The sequence below is a fragment of the Cochlodiniinecator piscidefendens genome (assembly GCF_011326755.1).
Taxonomy (GTDB): domain Bacteria; phylum Pseudomonadota; class Alphaproteobacteria; order Rhodobacterales; family Rhodobacteraceae; genus Cochlodiniinecator; species Cochlodiniinecator piscidefendens.
On sequence record NZ_JAAOIE010000009.1, the window covers coordinates 1 to 20,317 of the forward strand.

Here is a 20,317-nt window from a genome sequence, read left to right on the forward strand (position 1 = left end):
GCGCTCCCGTAAGCCGCTTCTTCAATCACATCAACAGAACCTAACGCAGACAATCCCTCAATCCCCGCATCCGCCTTCCGACGACGCAAATCTAAAAGAATAAAACCGTCAGAAACAACGCCTGTTTTGTAAAAATCCATATACATATCATAGGGATAATGAAAACCGCACGATACAAAGCTGGTCACAAGATCAACAGGTTCTACCGCCCCCAGATCATGGGTATTTGGGTTAATCGTCGTAATCCGATCCGCCGCAATACCATTGCCCTCTAACATCGCACGCGCAACCGAAAGACTGGTGTAGGCCGCGCCCTCATCCTCAAACCCGAAATGGCGATGCTCATTCTCTTCGATGTCGATGAGAACAATGTCATTGTCATAGGTTTTGGACATAAACAGATCGACAAAGGCATAGCCACAACCGATGTCAGCCACCCGTTTGAGCGAAAGTTGATCCAGATGTGGCCGCAGTTCGAGAAATTCGAGATAGATAAATGCCGCAGCACGTTTGATAAGATCATGCCCCATACGCGCGATGATGTCGTCGATGGGGCCGGTGTCGCCGTTTGTCCAGGCGCGAATGATTTTACCGGGCTTGGGCTGGTCATTCAAAACCTCAGACCGCTGCAATAAGATATTCAAGATATCTGCATCGCTGAACATTGAGGTATCTAACCCAGTGATGATGTCACTGTGGTAGACCTTCATTGCGTCTTCGAGTGTAATCATATCAATACCTTACCCTAAGCGTTCGTGAGCTCTTCTTCCGACCGTTCCAGCATGAAAATTGCGTCAGGCTGATTGGGGGCAGAGATCTTGGCATATAGCGTCGCGTAATCTGGATTGGCCTTTAGGGCGGCAACCTTGGATTTATGCGTTTGAACGGCGGCAGCGTGCAGGCCGGAGACCTCAGGATCGGCGAGCATTTTGTCAGCCTCAGCGCGGGCGCGGGCCTGATGCGCATGCATGCGATCATCGGTTTCGGTATTGTAGTTGCGACGATCCCAGTAATAGCCGCCCATGTCTTCATCAACATGGTTCACGCGCCCGCGTTCCCGTTTGACCAGATAGCTGTCGGCCGAACGCAGAACATAGTGATTAAGCGTCACAAGATCATAGCCAAGCGTGCGTTTGGTTGAGCGCCAGCTGTTCGAATTCAACATCTGTTCCGGCATGATCCGACCAGAGCCGTTGACCCAACGGGCCTCTGACAGGCGTGCCTCATCTGCGTTCAATGGGCGGTGTACGCCCAGTTTGCTATAGGGGGCAGATTTATGAACGAGGGTTTTGATCCCCCATCCCAAACGCGGTTTTGGAATGAATTGCGGCGCACAGCGGGTGAATTGCTCACTGACCCAGCGGTCCTCATAATCGTTGATGCCACCATTGCCGAAAAACTTCCAAGTCATTGAAACAACATTGGGTTCATTCATTTCGGTGAACAACTCTGAAAGGGTGCCGGTGCCCACGTGAACATTGATAAATTCATCGCAGTCCATGCAGATATGCCAGTCGGATTCCGTGATCAGAGGGTGATCAACAGCGTGGTTTAATGCGCCGCGCTGTGGTTTCTGACCCTTATCGACTTTGAACGGATTATCAAGTCGGGTGACATAGCCAAGCATCTGCAAACGGTCGAGTAGGGCGACCGTTTCATCGGTGCAATCGTTTGTGTAGATCAAAAAGTCAGTAACACCGATCGAACGATGATAGGCGATCCATTCGATCAAAAACGGGGCCTCATTGCGGACCGTGGTGACGATGGTGATTTTATCCCGCGACAAAGGCGCAATCGGATCGAGGTGTGGAAACTGACGTTCGACACGCTCGCGGATGCTGTCGTAGGCTTCTTGTGCGTCGGCACCCAATAGAATGGGGTCGGCGTTTTTGTTTTTCTGCGCCGCTGTTTTCCCACCTTGGTTTTTGGCTGGCTTTGGCGGCTCGGGTTGAAAAGGCTTGGCCGTGACGATGGGTTTGCCATTGTCAAACGCCGCACCAGTTAACGCAAGATCAGGCAGCACACGGGCGCCAATGCTGTCGTCCTCAATAACGGCGTGTGACATCGGTTCTTGGGCCAACATCTGATAAAGCGCGTTGTAGTCATCTTTTGATTTCAACATGTTGACGCGTTCACGATGCCAATTGCACGATGCTTCATGCAGTTCTGACAGGATCGGATCGGCAAACAACATACCGCGAATAGTTTGCGCCTTTTCGAAGTTCACTTCAATTGAACGATCCTCTTGGTCATTGCGATTATGCACGTTCCAATATTCAACACCTTGTTCGCGGTTGATGTGATTGGTGCGGCCACGATCGCGTTTCACGAGATAACTGTCGAGCGATCGGATGGAATAATGGTTCAACGTCACCAGCCCGTAGCCCCAGCTTTCCAATGAGGAACGCCAGCCATCTTCGAGGTAACGATCCGGCATTGGATCGCCAGAACCGTTGACCCAATGAGGCATCGTTTTAGATGTAGGTTTCAATGGGCGGTGAATACCGAATTTTGAATAGGTCGATGGGAACCGCGCAAAGGTTTTAAAACCCCAGTTGTGATGCGGCACCCGCACGAGCTGCGGCGCGCAATTGGCAAATTGCATGGGTACCGGAACGTCGGCAAATTCAGTGACGCCAGAACAGCCAAAGAACCGCCATGTCATTGCGATAAGTTCTGGGTTTCCGGTGGCATCCATGAGGGAACGGATCGTGCCTTCGGGTGTGTGAATGTTGATATATTCATCAACGTCAAAGACCATATAGGCATCGGCGGCTTGGATCACCGGGTGTTCCTGCGCCATGGCCAGCGCGATGCGCTGTGGGCGTTCGCCGGCATCTATATTGGCCGGATTATCTATGCGCGTGACCAGACCACGCCGTTCCAAGCGATCAAGAATTTCGTCGGTTCCATCGGAACAATCGTTTGTATAAACAAGGAAATGCGTAAATCCGAGCCACATGTGATAGGCGACCCAATCCAGAATATAGGGGCCTTCGTTTTTCATGGTGGTGACGCCAACAACGGAATTGAGTGGCGCAGCGTCAGATGTCAATTTCGGAGTAGCAGCCTGCACAGGGACGGGGGTTGGTTTCGCCGTAGGCGTTGCGGCTTGATATTGTTTGCCGTCAATTTCTTCACGGAACACTTTGGCAAAGGCGCTATCGCGGTCTGGGTTTGGATAATCGCGCAGCGGTGCGTCCAGTGGATTGACCTTATGTTTGATCAACAGCTGTCCCAATAGTCCGGTTGGATCTGGCACCCCTTTGTAATGTTCCGCGAGGAATTTGCGCATCCGGCGGCCGTAAAGGTGCACGGAAAAGGTGTTGTCAGTGACGTAATCGCTGATCTTATTGTTCGGCTTTACGATCTTGCGGCGGTCTTTGAATGTGTAGGGATATAGGCCGTCTTGGGCAAAGGCATAGCGGTCTTCGCCGGTTTCATGCAGGAAGTGAGACACCGCATGCGGCCCCCAAACGCCCCAAGGCTGTTCGCCGGCATGCACAGGATTTCCGGCGGCTTTTTTATCGCGCAACTCCTGCACGTAATCGTCGCCATACCAGGTCGGGATCGCAAATTCGTCAGAACAATGGTTCAACAGTCCCTCTAGGGTAGGGCTGTCTTTGGGCAGGCCAAGAACACCGCCGTTGATGTGCTTTTTGCTTTCCCAGCCGTAGAAATGGCCGGTCTTTGTGACAAAGGGTTTGCGGCAATAGGCATCGGTGTCAGCCCAGATCATCCGGTCTGCATCGCGCAGCATGTGATAGCGGAACAAATCGGAATGAAGCGCAGGGGAGCCAGTGCGTTCATGAACCAGAAAACCCGTTTCCGGCAACACATCAGAGGCGTCGCGAAACTCCACGCCATCCGGCACCATGCCGACCTCTTCGTAGGTATATAGGATCGTGTGATGACCCGCATCGAGAAAGGATTTTACGCAGAGTTGCTCAAGAAAACTAAGTGAGCCGCGCATCCACAGCATGCCAATTTGATGAAGATCTGTCATTTTTGCCCTAAATACCTGTACCTCGGGCTGGGATACGTGCCCCGCCCCATTCTTTTGCCCAAAGCGTAGTGGATTGGGCACAATGCGTCTAGAACCGCCTGTGAATAAGTTGACAATGGGCAGTTTGTACGGATTATTGTTGCTAAAAAGATAACATATAGGCGCGTAGAGCAGTAATCACAGCCGTTACCCCAAAAGGGGATTTGCAGTGTTTCCGCGTGCAGGGAGGCAGTATGGCGCGCTATGTTTTAGTCGCCACGATGAAGAATGAGGGACCGCATTTATTAGAATGGGTGGCCCATCATAAGCGTCTTGGTTTTGATGATATTATCATTTTTCAAAACGGATCAACTGACTTTACCGACCGCAGTTTGCAGGTGATGGATAAGGCTGGAATTGTCCAATACCACCTGAATGAATTTCGACCAAATTTCCAAAACCCACCCTATCAGAACCGCGCATTGCGGCGCGCGTCCCACACAGAAGCCTATCAAAATGCGGATTGGTGCATTGGGTTGGATGGCGATGAATTTCTGCATATCAAAACGCCAGAGGGCACGCTGGATTCACTTGTATCCGCAGTTGAACAGAGGGCTGGCGAGGTCGATGAAATCAGGCTGAACTGGCGCCTGTTTGGCAACAGCTTTCTCGATAGCTTTGATGAACGCATGATGACGGAGCGGTTCACCTGGGCGGATCGCGATGATCTGGTCACAACCCGGATGATCCCCGTAAAAACGTTGTTTCGGACAAAATCATTTCTGCGTCCGGGCATTCACCTTCCCAAAGAGCCGCAAAAAGAAACGCTGCGATTTAGCAACGGATCAGGCTTGCCGCAGGAGGCGTTTGAAACCAGCGGGTTTCGATCGCTTGATCCGGGGCAGCGCGCCTTTGCGCAGATCAACCATTACGCCGTGCGGGATATCGAAAGTTTTCTGTTGAAATCGGCTAGGGGCAGCGCGTCAAATGTTGGGCGGCAGGTCAATATGCAATATTGGAACCGCTTCAATTACAATCAGGTCGAAGACACGGGCCTGAGGGATTTAATGCCAAAAACTGTCGATGAAATGGCTGTTTTGGATGACCTTACCAATGGACGATTGATGGGTATTCGGCGCCGATCGTTTCGGCAGTGGCGGGTCGGGGTGCGGCAGCTAAGAGAAGAGCCAGAGTTTGCAAAACTCCACCGCAGGCTCGCATCTCAAAAGTCACAAGCGGCATAAAAATGATGCAAATATGGAAACAATGGCCCTAATTTCCCCTGAGATGTTAGGATTAAGACAAATAAAAAAGGGCATAATCTGGCGCAAGATCAGATCAAAATGCCAACAAAGTTGATATTGAGGACACCGGGCATGGCCAAAAAGACCAAAGCACAGCATTTTAATTTCCAGACAACCACCAAAGATACCCCCGAGTTTCGGACTTGGTTCCGCGGTGAACACACCCATTATAATCCCACCATGGCACGCATGATCCCCGCGAATGCGGTGCAGCGTCACGTGCTAAAAGGGTGGGAGCCGGAAGAGCCATTCATCACGCCTGATACGCAAATTACTGCGTTTGGCAGTTGCTTTGCCGCTAATATTTCCGAATGGCTGGCGCGTCGTAATTACCGGGTTCTGAACAAAGACGAAGAAGCCAAAGACGCCTACGTGGTGACTTGTGGCGAAGGCATGGTGAATTCATTTGTTATTCGTCAGCAGTTCGAATGGGCGTGGGAAAATAAGATTTTCGACGAGGATTTATGGCACGGTTATAAAGCGGAATCTTATGGGTATGACCCCAAGATTCAGGCTGAAACCAAGCGGATTTTTGACAGCACTGATGTGTTTATCCTGACCTTTGGTCTGTCCGAAATTTGGTACGATGAAGTCACAAGCAACGTATTTTGGCGCACCATTCCCAAAGACGCTTATGACCCTGAACGTCATAAATTCCGCGTTTCAACGGTGGATGAAAACAAAGAAAACCTTCGCGCGATTTATCATCTGATCCGCAAACACCGTCCTGATGCAAAAATCATGTTCACTCTGTCGCCGATCCCGTTGATTGCGACCTTCCGCGATAATTCATGCCTGACGTCCAATTCAGTCTCTAAAAGCGTGCTTCGGGTCGCAATTGATGAAACTGTTCGTGAATTTGAAGACGAAGGGTACCTGCATTATTGGCCGTCTTTTGAAATCATCACAGACGTCTTTAAGCTGCCATATGTGGCAGATCGTCGGCATCCAAAGCGGGCGCCGCTTGATTTCATTATGACCTTGTTTGAACACACGTGGTGCGCGGATGGCGATGTGCCAAAACCGTCAATTCTGAACGCCTGGGCCAAGGCCGGGGCAGAGGCGGCGCTGTTCCCGCCGGCGATGTGTCGTTGCATTTTAAACCAACGTTGGGGCCAGCTGAACAAACTGGTGAAAAAGGGTGAACTGCACGACGATGAAAAACTGAACACAGCTTATCTCAAACTCGCAAAAGAATTGGTCGACGCAAACGCCGAAACCGAAGCGGCCTAGCCGCGATCAAAGGGGACTGACCATGGTTGCGCCAAACACTTTGACGAAAGAAGACTTTAAACTGAAAGGGCAGGTGGGCCGCAAAGGCATCGCCACCCTGATCCGTTTGCAAGAGCTTGCCTCATCAGAGGGGTCGTATCGGTATCTTGAGGTTGGATCGTATCTGGGTAAATCGCTACAGCCGCATGTCGAAGACAGTGATTGCAGCTATGCCTTGTCGATTGATTTGCGCCCGGATTTGACACCTGATGAACGTGGCACTGTCAGCGATTATGAACACGTCAGTACCGAAGATATGTTAGAAGGTTTGCGCGCCCACGCGAGCAAAAAACAAATGTCAAAGCTGCGCACCATCGATGATACGTCGGCCTGTTTGCGCACCTCGAAACCCAAGGTGAAATTTGATCTGGCCTTCATTGATGGGGAACATACAATCACAGCGGCCTTTGGTGATTTTTTAAATGTGCTAGAGGTCATGAATGACGATTGTATCGTTGTCTTTGATGACAGCCACATCATTTTTCCGGCTGTCATCAATGCGCGCAGTTATCTCGAAAGCCAAAATATTCCGCATGATATTCGCTTTGGCGGCGGTTTTATCACCGCCCTGTTTATTGGCCCGAATAGTGTGAAAAAGGCCGAAGGTTTTACCGATGATTTGTGCCTGTCTGAACAGTTGGTACGACAGCGGTATGAAGAAAATATCGCGATTAGCAATGTCGAACGCTATATGACCCAACGCCTGCGCCAAGATCCTTTGATCCGGCAAAAAGCGCTGCGCACGTTTAAAAACCTTGGCTATCAGATCACCGAGGCAGAGAAGGTTTAATCATGTCTGCCAGCGCCCCTTTGCCATCTGATACCGAAAGCCAACCATCGCGATATTCTTATGAAGAGGCGATCGAGGTCATGGGCATTCATGTTCCATTTGTGCCTGAGATCATTACGCCAAAAATCGAACGCCCTATGCGTAACAACCGTTATGAAAAGGGCGAGTGCGAAGCGGTGAAAAAACTGGTGCGTGCGGGGGATCGTGTGTTGGAGTTGGGGGCGGGGCTTGGGCTTGTCTCAAGTATCGCGGCCCAAGTCGAAGGGATTGATCGGGTTGTTTCAATTGAAGCCAATCCAGATCTGATTGACCTGATCCATGAAACCCACCGTGTGAACAAAATCACCAATGTTGAATTGCGCAATGGGGTTGTTGCAGCAACGGATAGTCCGGCCCAGGATTTTTACCTGCGTGCTGATTTTTGGGCCTCCAGCATGGAGCCAGATTCAAGACCATATGTTTCGGTCGCATCTGTGCCAGGTATGGGCTTGGACACTGTTTTAAACGACGTTCAACCAACCGTTTTAATCGCGGACATTGAGGGTGGTGAGCTAGAAGTTTTTGATAATTCCACGCTTGAAGGTGTGCGCACGATCATCATTGAACTGCACCCCAAAGTGTACGGCGACGAGGGGCAGGCGCATATCTTTTCTGTGTTTGAAAAGCTTGGGTTCGAGGTGCATCAGGATTATTTAAAAGGCTCTGTTTGGGTGTTTGAGCGCCCGGCTGCGCCGGTTACTGTCGCGTCGAGCCCCCCTTTTGAAATGCCGAGCCCTGAGCATAAATTAGATAACCCTAACGTCACGATTATCACCTGTATGAAAAACGAAGGTCCGTTCATTCTGGAATGGATCGCCTTTCATAAATCCATCGGGATTGAAAATTTTGTGGTGTTCACCAACCATTGCACAGATGGCACTGATCTGTTGTTGGATCGATTGGATGAACTGGGCATCGTGACCCATATGCCGAACCCTGCGATCATGATGGAAAAGACTTATTACCAACCGATCGCGTTTAAATATGGGCTGACAATGCCCGTTGTGCGGCGCTCTGATTATATCATTTCGATGGACGTGGATGAGTTCATTAACATTCGCGCGGGTAAGGGCCATTTTACTGATTTGCTAAAGGCTGCCGGCCCGTTTCATGCGCTTTCCATGAGCGAGCTGAACTTCACCTCCGGCGGGCATGAAACCTATGAAGATGGCTGGTTGACCGAAAACTTCAAAACCCACGAAAGCACCAGACCCGGCCGATGGAAGGCACGGCGTGGGGTTAAAACGATTTTGAATGGTATGGGCGCCTTTGAACGACCTGCCAATCACCGCCCGATTATGGTGCCGGGGACCGAGGATGAATTGGTTTGGGTTGATGGGTCTGGCCGTATTGTGCCACCTGAATTCGCCATGGATCATGATCAGAAAAGTTACGATTGTCGCGGCGCTTATGATTTGGTGGCGCTCAATCATCATGCGCTGCGCAGTGTGGATTCCTACTTGATCAAAATGGATCGCGGGGATGTGGTGGCCAAGTGGCGCAAGGTGAACCAGAAATATTACCGCGTGCGCGCAGGTGGTGATGCGGAACAGGGTTGGGTTGATCATCAGATCCCGGCAGCCCGTGCGGTTGAAGCCGACCTGTTGGCGGATGAAAAAATCGCCGCATTGCATGCGCTTTGCGTTGAACGTCACAAAGCGCGTTTAAACGAGATTAAAGACCAACCCGAAGTCAAAGAGCTTAGGGATTGGATCACTGACACCTATTTTTCCGAAGCGGGCTAACCGTCAATAAAGGCAATAACAAATGACGCTACCTACGATTTCCGGCCTCTGGATCGGTGAGACCCTCACATATATAGAACAGCTTTCGATGACGTCCTTTGTGGCCGAAGGGCATGTTTATCAACTGTTTACATATGGCCCATTGGAGGGTGTTCCTGAAGGTGTGGTCATCCGGAATGCGGCGGATATTTTGCCACTTGAAAAGGATCTTGGTGATTATTCTTATGATGATGTTGAAATCCTCGCGGATCGCTTCAAGTATCGCCTGTTGATTGCCGAAAATACCATTTGGGCCGATTTGGATATGCTGTGCTTGCGGCCTTGGGATTTTGGTGATGATCCGGTCGTGTGTTGGCAGCGTCAGGATAAACAAATTGCTGGGGCCGCCCTGCGTTTGCCTGCAAGCTCCCCCAGTTTACAAGCGATCAGTGCTGTTGCTGATGATCCGGCCCCCGTGCCTGCGTGGCTAAAGGGCGATGACTTAACCGACGCTCAGACCGCCAAAGACAAAGGCCAGCCTATTGCACCTGCCAACCTGAAACGGGGCCTGTTTGGCGTGCATGGGCTGACGCATTTCCTAAAGAAAAGCGGCGAGGTCGCGAATATTTTGCCAGCGCGTTCTTTCTTTCCCTGTGAATTTAAGGAACGAAATGATCTGTTTGATGCCAACGATCCGGTGACACCCAAGCTCACAGATCAAAGTTACGGCGTGCATATGTGGGGGCGCCGGTTGCGGCGCTCAGCCTTATCTGGCGAAACCCGGTTGCCAGTGGCGACATCCTTTTTCGGAAAGATGTTGGCAAAGTATAATATCAACCTGGAAGAAGCCGTCGGTGACATCGATGAAAACACCGGATTGGTGAAACAAAGCGCATCCGTTCATGACCTGAATATTCTGGAACTGCGTCGCGCGATGACTGCGCTTGAACAAAAAGCAGCGGCAAAGTTTGAATATCTTGACCCGCCTGCCGTTACACCAAAATCCGATAATGTTCTGATCGTTTCTGCGATGAAAAACGAAGGCCCGTTCATTCTGGAATGGATTGCTTATCACCTGTCGATTGGGGTGAAGCATTTCCTGATTTACACCAACGATTGTAATGATGGCACCAATGAAATCCTGGATCGTTTGCAGGAAATGGGCCATGTCACCCGCTTTGATAACCCCTACAAAAAGGACAAAGGGCAAAAGCCACAGCGCGGCGCGCTGAACCACGCGGTTGAACAGGATGTATACAAGAATTCAGATTGGGCGATGTGCATCGACAATGATGAATTTATTAATATCCATGTCGGTGATGGCACGATGCAAGACCTGTTTGAGGCCGCCAATTATCCCAACGTGATTTCAATGACATGGAAGCTGTTCGGCAATGGCGATGTGCACGCCTATGAAGATCGTTTTATCACCGAACAATTCACCCGCTGCGCACCAGAGTTTTTGCCAAAACCGCGTCTGGGGTGGGGGTTTAAAACCATGTTCGCGGTGCCGAGCCCTTATCAAAAACTAGGCGTGCATCGCCCGCTTGCCTTGGACGAAGAACGTCTGGATGAAGTGCGTTGGGTCAATGGGTCTGGGCGCAAAATGCCTGAGATGTTGCTGACCAATAATGGCTGGCGTTCAACCAAGCGATCAATCGGCTACGCGATGGTGACGCTCAATCATTATGTGCTGCGTTCGGCTGACAGTTATCTGGTCAAACGCGATCGCGGCCGGATCAACCACGTGGATCAGGATCAGGGCCTTAGCTATTGGGTGGCGCGTGATTATGCCATGGATGAGGACAGCTCGATCCTACCCCGCCTTGATCGGGCCCGCGCGTTGTTTGATGAATTGAAATCAGACCCTGTTCTTGCGGATTATCACGACAAAGCAGTGATATGGCATCGCGCTAAGATCGAGGAACTCAAGGCGCGCCCAGATTATTTACAACTCTATGATAAGATCACAGGTGTGGTTGAAATCGATCCTGATGAAATCACCCCAGAAGAGGATGATTGATGTCTGATCGTGTTACCGTCGTCACTGTGATGAAGGACGAAGCGCCGTTCATTTTGGAATGGATTGCGTGGAACCAGATGATTGGTGTCAGCCATTTCATCGTCTTGACCAATAACTGTTCCGATGGAACTGATACGATGTTGGATCGGTTGGATGATATGGGGATTGTGACCCACCTGCCTAACCCGTTTGGCCTATTTGATAGGGGGACACCGCAAGGCACTGCGCTGAAATACGTGCCCCAATTGAAGGAATATCGCCGTTCAGATTGGATCATGCACAGTGATGTAGATGAGTTTCTGCATATCAAAGATGGCACTGGAACGATCCATGAATTGATCGAGGCATCGGGCCGACCAGACGCTATTTCTATTGGGGAATGTTTGATGGGATGCTCCGGTATTGAGGCCTATGAAGATGTTCCGGTGACATCCCAATTTACCCACGGGATGCGTCAGGAAACTCCTGAAGGGACCTCATCAAGGCGCGGCGTCAAAACGCTGTTTCGCAATAGTGATGTCTGGCGTAATCGCAAAAACCACCGCCCTATCATACGCCCAACACGGCGGGATGAGGTCACTTGGGTTGATGGATCAGGTCAACCTGTGCCGGATGTGTTTCGCGATGGCCGCGAACCAGGGATGGAATGCAGCGGCAGGTATGACCTGGCCGTGCTGTACCACTATTCCATGCGTTCTATGGAAAGCTTCCTGACAAAACTATCGCGCGGCGACGCTGTCCGGTCCAGCCGAACGAAAGGTTGGAAATACTGGCGTAAGCGTAATCAGAATACGGAATCCTACCCTGATATGTTGGATTTTCAGCCACGTTTGCAGGCTAACCTTGAAAAGCTAAAGTCGGACCCAGAGTTGGCTAAGTTACATGAAGCGGCCTGTGATATACACCGTTCCCGGATTCAGGATGCGCGCCAAAATCCAGAGTTTGATGAACTGATTGCGTTCTACCAATCGACCCTTTGGGGTGATCCGAAATTTGCAGAATAGGCGAAACAGATGGTTCAGGAAATTTGGCTTCATATTGGGACGGCAAAAAGCGGCACCACCGCTTTGCAGCATTATTATAACGAAAACTTGTCAGACCTATCTGCGGCCGGCCTGAAATATATAACGGCACCGGGGCATTCATCAGCCAATAAACTGGCCATCGCAATTAATAAAAACCGCGAAGATGAGCTGATTAAAATTGGTGAACACATCACACGTGAAATCGAAACCGGCCCCGAACAGGTGGCGTTGATTTCGTCAGAGATGTTCTTTGGAATGGCGCCGGATAAGATCCTGTCAGCTGTGCCAATTTTGCGGGATTATCCGCTGAATGTGCTGGTCTATATCCGCCGCCAAGATCGCTATATCGAAAGCAAATACCTGCAAAAGATGAAGAATGGGCGGTTTAAGGGATCGATCTGGGATTACATTGAAAAGTTTCAGGGGTCCGGGTCGGATTATATGGCTGAACTGCGCCCATGGTTTAATATGGAATGTGATGTGCATCCCCGAATTTGCGAACGCAGCAGCCTGATTGGCGGGTCAACCGTGACGGATGCCTTGGATGTGATGGGATTTAAAACATTGGCGCAAAATGTGCCAGAATCCCGAGTTGAAAACACCTCTCCTTCGATTGGTCGTATTCAGTTGATGCAGGCCTTGGGGGAGGCTGGTCATCCGAAGGTGCGCCAAATTCAACGGGCCCTGCCGGCTGATCCGGGTGGAAAAGCACGTGTTCTAACGCAAGCAGAACGGCGGGCGTATTTAGATAAATATGCTGACAGCAACGAAGATCTGCGCCAAGATTTCTTCCCAAGCTTAAGCGTTCTTTTTGCAACAGGCGATCTGGAAACTCCGGAAATTGACCTGCCAAGCGGTTACAGCCCAGCCCAGATTTCAGAGCTGACAGAAGTATTCAAGGTGTTGTTACAAAAAGAATAAATTCGTCAATTGGTGTAGGATTTTATGATCTCTGTAGATCGATATATTTTAAGCTTGAAATAAATATGAAACGCCCTAACCTGATTTCCCAAGAACGTGTTCGACACTGACACAGGGGATAATGGATGAAGATCGCTTGCCTAGGTGGCGGCCCGGCGGGGCTCTATTTTGCGATATCGATGAAGCTGCGTCAGCCTACGGCGCAGGTCACTGTGATCGAGCGCAATAAACCGGATGATACTTTTGGTTGGGGGGTCGTTCTGTCTGATGAAACGCTGGACAATCTCGCGCAGAATGACCCGATTAGCGCTGAAGCCATTCGCGCCCATTTTGCCTATTGGGATGATGTCGCCGTGCATTACCGTAGTCAATGTGTTGCCTCCTCGGGCCATGGGTTTTGCGGTATTGGGCGGATGCAACTTTTGTTGCTTCTGCAGGATCGCGCGCGTGAATTGGGTGTTGATCTGCAGTTCGAAACCGAGGCGCGCAGTGCTACGGAATATGCACGCGATTACGATCTTGTTGTCGCGTCTGATGGGCTAAATTCCCGCACACGCACTGATCTGGCGCAGCATTTCAAACCGGATGTTGATACCCGTGTCTGCAAATTTGTTTGGCTGGGCACCCATCAGAAATTTGACGATGCGTTTAGCTTTATTTTTGAAGAAACCGAACATGGTTGGCTCTGGGCGCATGCCTATCAATTTGACGGCGACACCGCGACGTTCATCGTGGAATGTACCGAAGAGACATGGGAAAAGTTCGGTTTTGGCGAGATGAGCCAAGACGAGAGCATCGCGGTCTGTGAAGAGGTGTTCAAAGCGCATTTGGGTGGGCATTCTTTGATGACAAATGCCCGTCATATTCGCGGGTCAGCCTGGATCAATTTCCCCCGTGTGCTGTGTGAGCACTGGAGCCATGAAAATATTGTTTTGATGGGGGATGCCGCGGCAACGGCGCATTTTTCGATCGGGTCGGGCAGTAAGCTCGCGTTGGAATCTGCGATTGCCCTTGCGGACTATGTGCAGTCCCAAGACAGCCTTGCGGATGCGTTTGCCAAATACGAAGACGAACGCCGGGTCGAGGTTCTGCGCCTGCAATCTGCGGCGCGCAATTCGCTTGAGTGGTTTGAGGAGGTCGAACGCTATCTGCATTTGGACCCTGTTCAGTTCAACTATTCCCTGCTGACGCGATCCCAACGGATCAGCCATGAAAACCTGCGTCTGCGTGATCCTGATTGGTTAAAAGGGGCGGAGGCGTGGTTTCAGCAACGCGCAGGAGTGCCTGCCGCCACGCCCGTGCGTGCGCCGATGTTTGCCCCCTATAAACTGCGCGACATGACGTTGAAAAACCGCATCGTTGTGTCCCCGATGGCGCAATATAAGGCCGTGGACGGATGCCCGACCGACTGGCATCTCGTGCATTATGGGGAGCGCGCCAAAGGGGGTGCAGGGTTGATTTATGCCGAAATGACTTGCGTTTCGGCAGAGGGACGCATCACCCCCGGATGCCCAGGCCTATATGCCCCAGAGCATGAGGCGGCTTGGCGGCGTGTCACTGATTTTGTGCACCAACAGACCGGGGCAAAGATGTGTTGCCAGATCGGTCATGCCGGGCGCAAAGGGTCAACGCAGGTTGGGTGGCAAGAGATGGATGCGCCTCTGGCTTCGGGCAATTGGCCGTTGATGTCGGCCTCGGCTTTGGCGTGGTCAGATGGCAACCAAACCCCGCGTGAAATGACACGCGGAGATATGGATCAGGTGAAGGCGGAATTTGTGCGCTCTGTCGAAATGGCGCAGCGCGCGGGGTTTGATATGATCGAACTCCACGCCGCACATGGGTATCTGATCAGTTCTTTCATTTCGCCAGTGACCAACCATCGTGCGGATGACTATGGCGGGTCACTAGAAAACAGAATGCGCTATCCGCTTGAGGTGTTTTTGGCGATGCGATCCGTGTGGCCAGATGATAAACCAATGTCGGTCCGTATTTCTGCCAATGATTGGATGGCGGACGCAGGTGTCACCCCGGCCGAAGCCGTCGAGATCGCTAAAATGTTCAAAGCGGCTGGTGCGGATATTATTGATGTCTCCGCGGGGCAAACCACACCCGAGGCGCAACCCGTTTACGGACGGATGTTCCAGACACCGTTTTCTGATCGCATCCGCAATGAGGCCCGGATCGCAACAATGGCGGTTGGGAATATCTTTGAACCGGATCACGTGAATTCGATTTTGATGGCGGGTCGTGCGGATTTGGTCTGTCTTGCGCGGCCACATCTGTCTGATCCCTATTGGACATTGCATGCGGCGATTGAATTGGGAGATGGCCATGAAGTTTGGCCAGATCCTTATGGCCCTGGACGCGATCAGGCAGAACGGTTGGCCGCGCGCGCGGCTGAACAGATTGGAAAAGTGTGATGAGCGTTGCAGGCAAACATGCGGTGGTGACGGGTGGCGGATCCGGTGCAGGGGCCGCGATTGCGCAGGCGTTGTTGGGTGCCGGGGCAAAGGTAACGATCCTAGGGCGTCGATTAGAGCTATTACAGGCGGTCGCACAGGATCAGATGGTGTGCGTTACGGCAGATGTTACAGATGCGGATGCGGTGCAGGAGGCCTATGATCAGGCCCGTGCGGTAAATGGCCCGATTGATATTGTTGTGGCCAACGCAGGGGCGGCAGACAGTAAACCGTTTGGCAAAATGACCTCTGATGATTTTGATGCAATGGTGGGCGTGAATCTAAAGGGGGTTTTTCAGTCTTGGCAGGCAGCACTGCCCGACATGAAAACAGCCGGTTCGGGCCGGATGATTGCGATTGCCTCAACCGCAGGGCTCAAAGGATACCCCTATGTATCGGGATATTGTGCAGCGAAGCATGGGGTTGTTGGCCTCACACGGTCCTTAGCGCTTGAACTGGCGAAAACCGGGATCACAGTGAATGCGATTTGTCCGGGTTTTACCGATACGCCGCTTTTGGATCGGTCAATTCAGGTGATTATGGAAAAAACGGGTATGTCAAAACAAGACGCCATTTCAAGCCTGACCAAAGACAACCCGCAGCAGCGCTTGATTACAGTAGATGAAATTGCGGCCAGTGTTTTGTGGTTATGTTCTGATCAAACGTGGTCCGTAAACGGCCACGCGCTGCCGATTTCAGGAGGGGAAATCTGATGGCTGATGTTTCAAAGGCGCGGTTGCGACTGTGGTTGCGTTTGCTAAAGGCGCAGCGTCGTATTGAGGGGGAGCTGCGTGAAAAACTTCGGGCGGAGTATAGCAGCACGCTGCCGCGATTTGATGTGTTGGCGGCGTTGGATCGTAATCGGGATGGTTTGCGGATGAGCGAGTTATCGGGCGATTTGAAGGTCTCCAATGGCAATGTAACCGGGATTGTTGAGCGATTGGTTGAGGATGGTTTGGTGACGCGAACCCCTGTGGCACAGGATCGTCGCGCGATGAAAGTGCAGCTCACAGCTGAGGGTATTTCGTATTTTGCGACTTTGGCAGAGGCGCATGAAGCCTGGGTATCAGAACTTTTGCAATCCTTTGACGCAGAAGGTGCAGAGCAGCTGTCAGACACACTTGATCAATTGAACATCTCATTGGAGAGCCACAATGACTAACGCCCCAAAGCATTTTTTATTGACCGTTGAGGGTGGCGTTGCCGTGGTGGCGTTAAACCGTCCTGAGCGTAAAAACCCGCTGAGCTTTGACAGTTATGCAGAGCTACGCGATTGGTTTCGCGATCTGCACTACAATGAGGATATAAAGGCAGTTGTTTTTGCCTCAAACGGTGGCAATTTCAGTTCTGGTGGTGACGTACATGATATCATCGGTCCGTTGACCAAAATGTCGATGAAAGAGCTGCTGCGCTTTACCCGAATGACCGGGGATCTTGTCAAAGCCATTGTGAATTGCGGAACGCCGGTGATTGCAGCGGTGGACGGTGTCTGCGTGGGCGCCGGGGCAATTATTGCGATGGCGTCTGATCTGCGCATTGCGACTCCTGAGGCTAAAACCGCGTTTCTGTTTACCCGTGTTGGGCTGGCGGGTTGCGACATGGGGGCTTGTGCGATCTTGCCCCGGATTATTGGTCAGGGCCGGGCGGCAGAACTGCTTTATACCGGGCGCAGTATGACGGCGGATGAGGGTTTGAATTGGGGGTTTTACAACCGTCTTGTTGACGCTGACGCCCTGCCAATGGCTGCGCGCGATATGGCAGAGCGCATCGCAGCGGGGCCGAATTTTGCCCATATGATGACCAAAACCATGTTGGCGCAGGAATGGTCCATGTCGATTGAACAAGCGATCGAGGCTGAGGCGCAGACGCAAGCAATCTGCATGCAGACCGGGGATTTCACCCGAGCCTATGACGCTTTTGTCGCCAAAGAAAAACCAGTGTTTGAGGGGGATTAAACGATGTCTGACCAAAGTTTCCTCAGCTGGCCATTTTTTGATGAGGCGCACCGCAATTATGCGCAGCGTTTGGATGAATGGGCCACGCGTGCGTTGGCAGAGGTGGACCATGGGGACACCGACGCTTTGTGCCGCGCGCTTGTTGGGGCCTTGGGGGATGCTGGGTGGTTAGAAGCGACTGCATCTGAGGATGGTATTCTAGATGTGCGCACCCTGTGTTTGTCACGGGAAATACTGGCGCGCCATGGTGGGTTGGCGGATTTTTCATTTGCCATGCAAGGGCTGGGAACCGGTGCGATTTCATTGTTTGGAACTGAGGCGCAAAAGGCTGAATGGTTGCCCAAAACACGTAAAGGAGAGGCAATTTCTGCCTTTGCGCTGACTGAACCTCAGTCCGGGTCAGATGTGGCTAATTCAACGATGACTGCGGTTCTTGAGGGTGATGAATACGTTCTGAATGGCGAAAAGACGTGGATTTCAAACGGGGGTATTGCCGACGTCTATACGGTTTTTGCCCGCACAGGCGAAGGGCCGGGTGCTAAAGGATTGTCGGCGTTTATCGTTCCGCCCGACGCGCCCGGTTTGGACGTGACGGAGCGATTGGAAACCATTGCCCCGCATCCTCTGGCGCGGCTAAAATTTACAGATTGCCGGATTCCAAAAACTGCACTGATTGGCGTCTCAGGTGCTGGTTTTAAAATCGCGATGTCGGTGCTGGATGTGTTTCGATCTACAGTTGCGGCGGCGGCACTGGGTTTTGCCCGGCGCGCCTTGGATGAGGCTCTAACGCGGGTATCAGAGCGTAAAATTGGTGGCACATCTTTATTTGAAATGCAGATGGTGCAGGGTCACATTGCGGAAATGGCGATGGATATTGATGCGGCCGCATTGCTGATTTACCGCGCTGCGTGGGCCAAAGACAGCGGCGCACCCCGCATCACGCGAGAGGCGGCAATGGCCAAACTCTTTGCCACGGATCAGGCGCAAAAGGTGATCGACAAAGCGGTGCAATTGTTTGGCGGTGACGGGGTGAAATCCGGCGAAACGGTTGAACTGCTTTACCGCGAAATTCGCGCATTGCGGATTTATGAGGGCGCGTCGGATGTTCAGAAAATCATCATCGCCCGCCAAACCATGACGCAGTTTCAGGAGGAATAACCGATGCTAGGGCCAACCGCACATGAAGACACATTCGCGCGCGACAACCTTCCCCCGGTGGCGGATTGGCCAGAGTTTAACCTCAGGGGGTTCGCATACCCCGATCATTTGAATGCTGCTGTTGAATTGACGGATGCCATGGTGGCGCGTGGTTTTGGCGACCATACCGCGTTGATCGGCAATGGACGGCGACGCACCTACAAAGAACTGACCGATTGGACCAATCGATTGGCGCATGTGTTGGTGGATGATTTAGGGGTGCGTCCGGGCAATCGTGTTTTGATCCGTTCTGCTAATAATCCGGCAATGGTAGCCTGCTGGTTGGCCGCGACCAAAGCCGGCGCTGTGGTGGTGAATTCCATGCCAATGCTGCGCGCGGGCGAGTTGACCAAAATCATTGATAAGGCGGAAATTACCCATGCATTGTGTGATACGCGTTTGCTGGATGAATTGGAAACCTGTGCTGCGCAAAGCGCATTTCTGAAAACGCTTGTTGGGTTTGATGGCACATCAAATCACGATGCTGACCTTGATCGCTTGGCATTGGAAAAACCTGTGCAGTTTGATGCGGTGCAGACGGGGCGCGATGATGTGGCGCTGTTGGGTTTTACATCCGGCACCACGGGATCACCTAAGGCAACAATGCACTTTCACCGGGATTTACTGATCATCGCGGATGGATACGCCAAAGAAGTATTGGGCGTGACACCTGAGGATGTTTTTATCGGCTCTCCGCCTTTGGCGTTTACCTTTGGTCTGGGGGGATTGGCGATCTTTCCTTTGCGGTTTGGCGCGGCGGCAACATTGCTCGAAACAGCAACGCCCCCCAACATGATTGAGATGATCGAGAATTACAAAGCAACGGTTTGTTTTACCGCGCCAACCGCCTACCGGGTGATGTTGGCCGCGATGGAAGAGGGGGCCGATTTGTCTAGCCTGCGCGCGGCTGTGTCGGCGGGGGAAACCTTGCCTGCACCTGTGTATGACGACTGGAAGGCTAAGACAGGCAAACCAATGCTTGATGGCATTGGTGCCACCGAGATGCTGCATATCTTTGTGTCGAACCGTTTTGATGATAGCCGTGCCGCTTGTACCGGAAAACCTGTCACGGGTTATGAGGTCCGCATTTTGGACGAAACCGGGCAAGACGTAGAACCCGGTGAGGTTGGGCGTCTAGCCGTGCGTGGCCCGACCGGGTGTCGATATTTAGCAGATAGCCGGCAGGCGGATTATGTCGTCAATGGCTGGAATATCACCGGCGACAGTTTTTCGATGGATGCGGATGGGCATCTGCATTTTGCGGCGCGCAATGATGATATGATTGTGTCGTCTGGCTATAACATCGCTGGCCCCGAAGTAGAGGCCGCGCTGCTGGCCCATCCCAATGTTGCGGAATGTGCCGTGATCGGCGCCCCGGACGAGGCGCGCGGCATGGTCGTTGAGGCACATGTGGTGTTGTCAGGGGCTGACGCTAACGCAGACACCATTCAAGCCCTGCAAACACACGTCAAAACCACCATCGCCCCGTTTAAATATCCGCGGTCTATCGTTTTTTGCGACGGCCTGCCAAAAACCGAGACTGGAAAAATCCAGCGCTTTCGCTTGCGCAAAGCAGGCAGCCCAGAGTGAATAGGGGCATTGATCCCTAAACAACACCAACCG

General features: G+C 51.9%; 15 protein-coding genes. 13 read left to right on the forward strand and 2 right to left on the reverse strand.

Annotated elements, in window-relative coordinates; all coding sequences use genetic code 11:
• Both G9C99_RS16320 and G9C99_RS16325 read right to left on the reverse strand, forming a co-directional pair.
• Nucleotides 1-731, reverse strand: a 731-nt coding sequence (locus G9C99_RS16320; protein WP_166418599.1) for a class I SAM-dependent methyltransferase, incomplete at its 3' end; no start/stop codon positions are given.
• Between the two features lie 14 nt (nt 732-745).
• Nucleotides 746-4,006, reverse strand: coding sequence for a glycosyltransferase family 2 protein (locus tag G9C99_RS16325; protein ID WP_166418600.1), 3,261 nt, complete (start codon nt 4,004-4,006; stop codon nt 746-748).
• A gap of 233 nt (nt 4,007-4,239) precedes the next feature.
• Here G9C99_RS16325 and G9C99_RS16330 point away from each other — a divergent pair, with 233 nt between their 5' ends.
• From G9C99_RS16330 to G9C99_RS16390, 13 genes are all read left to right on the forward strand, one after another.
• Nucleotides 4,240-5,229 carry a glycosyltransferase family 2 protein gene (locus G9C99_RS16330; protein ID WP_166418601.1) on the forward strand — a complete coding sequence of 330 codons (990 nt, stop codon included), beginning with the start codon at nt 4,240-4,242 and terminating at the stop codon, nt 5,227-5,229.
• Nucleotides 5,230-5,361: 132 nt separating this feature from the next.
• Entirely contained in the window at nt 5,362-6,522 is a 1,161-nt protein-coding gene (locus G9C99_RS16335; protein WP_166418602.1) for a GSCFA domain-containing protein, read from the forward strand.
• Nucleotides 6,523-6,544: 22 nt separating this feature from the next.
• Nucleotides 6,545-7,351: a class I SAM-dependent methyltransferase gene (locus G9C99_RS16340; protein ID WP_166418603.1), complete on the forward strand. Its 807-nt coding sequence runs from the start codon at nt 6,545-6,547 to the stop codon at nt 7,349-7,351.
• Between the two features lie 2 nt (nt 7,352-7,353).
• A complete protein-coding gene (locus G9C99_RS16345) occupies nt 7,354-9,135 on the forward strand; it encodes an FkbM family methyltransferase (protein ID WP_166418604.1) in 1,782 nt (593 codons plus the stop codon).
• 22 nt (nt 9,136-9,157) lie between these two features.
• Nucleotides 9,158-11,137, forward strand: coding sequence for a glycosyltransferase family 2 protein (locus tag G9C99_RS16350; protein WP_166418605.1), 1,980 nt, complete (start codon nt 9,158-9,160; stop codon nt 11,135-11,137).
• A complete protein-coding gene (locus G9C99_RS16355; RefSeq protein WP_166418606.1) occupies nt 11,137-12,141 on the forward strand; it encodes a glycosyltransferase family 2 protein in 1,005 nt (334 codons plus the stop codon). The genes G9C99_RS16350 and G9C99_RS16355 overlap by 1 nt, the downstream gene beginning before the upstream one ends.
• A gap of 9 nt (nt 12,142-12,150) precedes the next feature.
• Complete coding sequence (locus G9C99_RS16360) at nt 12,151-13,083, forward strand: hypothetical protein (protein WP_166418607.1); 933 nt, start codon at nt 12,151-12,153, stop codon at nt 13,081-13,083.
• A gap of 125 nt (nt 13,084-13,208) precedes the next feature.
• On the forward strand, nt 13,209-15,503 hold the full coding sequence (locus G9C99_RS16365; RefSeq protein WP_166418608.1) for a bifunctional salicylyl-CoA 5-hydroxylase/oxidoreductase: 2,295 nt from the start codon (nt 13,209-13,211) through the stop codon (nt 15,501-15,503).
• A complete protein-coding gene (locus G9C99_RS16370; protein WP_166418609.1) occupies nt 15,503-16,255 on the forward strand; it encodes an SDR family NAD(P)-dependent oxidoreductase in 753 nt (250 codons plus the stop codon). Before G9C99_RS16365 ends, G9C99_RS16370 begins: the two co-directional genes overlap by 1 nt.
• Entirely contained in the window at nt 16,255-16,704 is a 450-nt protein-coding gene (locus G9C99_RS16375; protein WP_205859876.1) for a MarR family winged helix-turn-helix transcriptional regulator, read from the forward strand. Before G9C99_RS16370 ends, G9C99_RS16375 begins: the two co-directional genes overlap by 1 nt.
• On the forward strand, nt 16,697-17,497 hold the full coding sequence (locus tag G9C99_RS16380) for an enoyl-CoA hydratase family protein (RefSeq protein WP_166418610.1): 801 nt from the start codon (nt 16,697-16,699) through the stop codon (nt 17,495-17,497). Before G9C99_RS16375 ends, G9C99_RS16380 begins: the two co-directional genes overlap by 8 nt.
• Nucleotides 17,498-17,500: 3 nt before the next feature.
• On the forward strand, nt 17,501-18,655 hold the full coding sequence (locus G9C99_RS16385; RefSeq protein WP_166418611.1) for an acyl-CoA dehydrogenase family protein: 1,155 nt from the start codon (nt 17,501-17,503) through the stop codon (nt 18,653-18,655).
• Between the two features lie 3 nt (nt 18,656-18,658).
• Nucleotides 18,659-20,284, forward strand: a complete 1,626-nt coding sequence (locus tag G9C99_RS16390; RefSeq protein ID WP_166418612.1) for an AMP-binding protein — start codon at nt 18,659-18,661, stop codon at nt 20,282-20,284.
• Nucleotides 20,285-20,317: the final 33 nt, after the last annotated feature.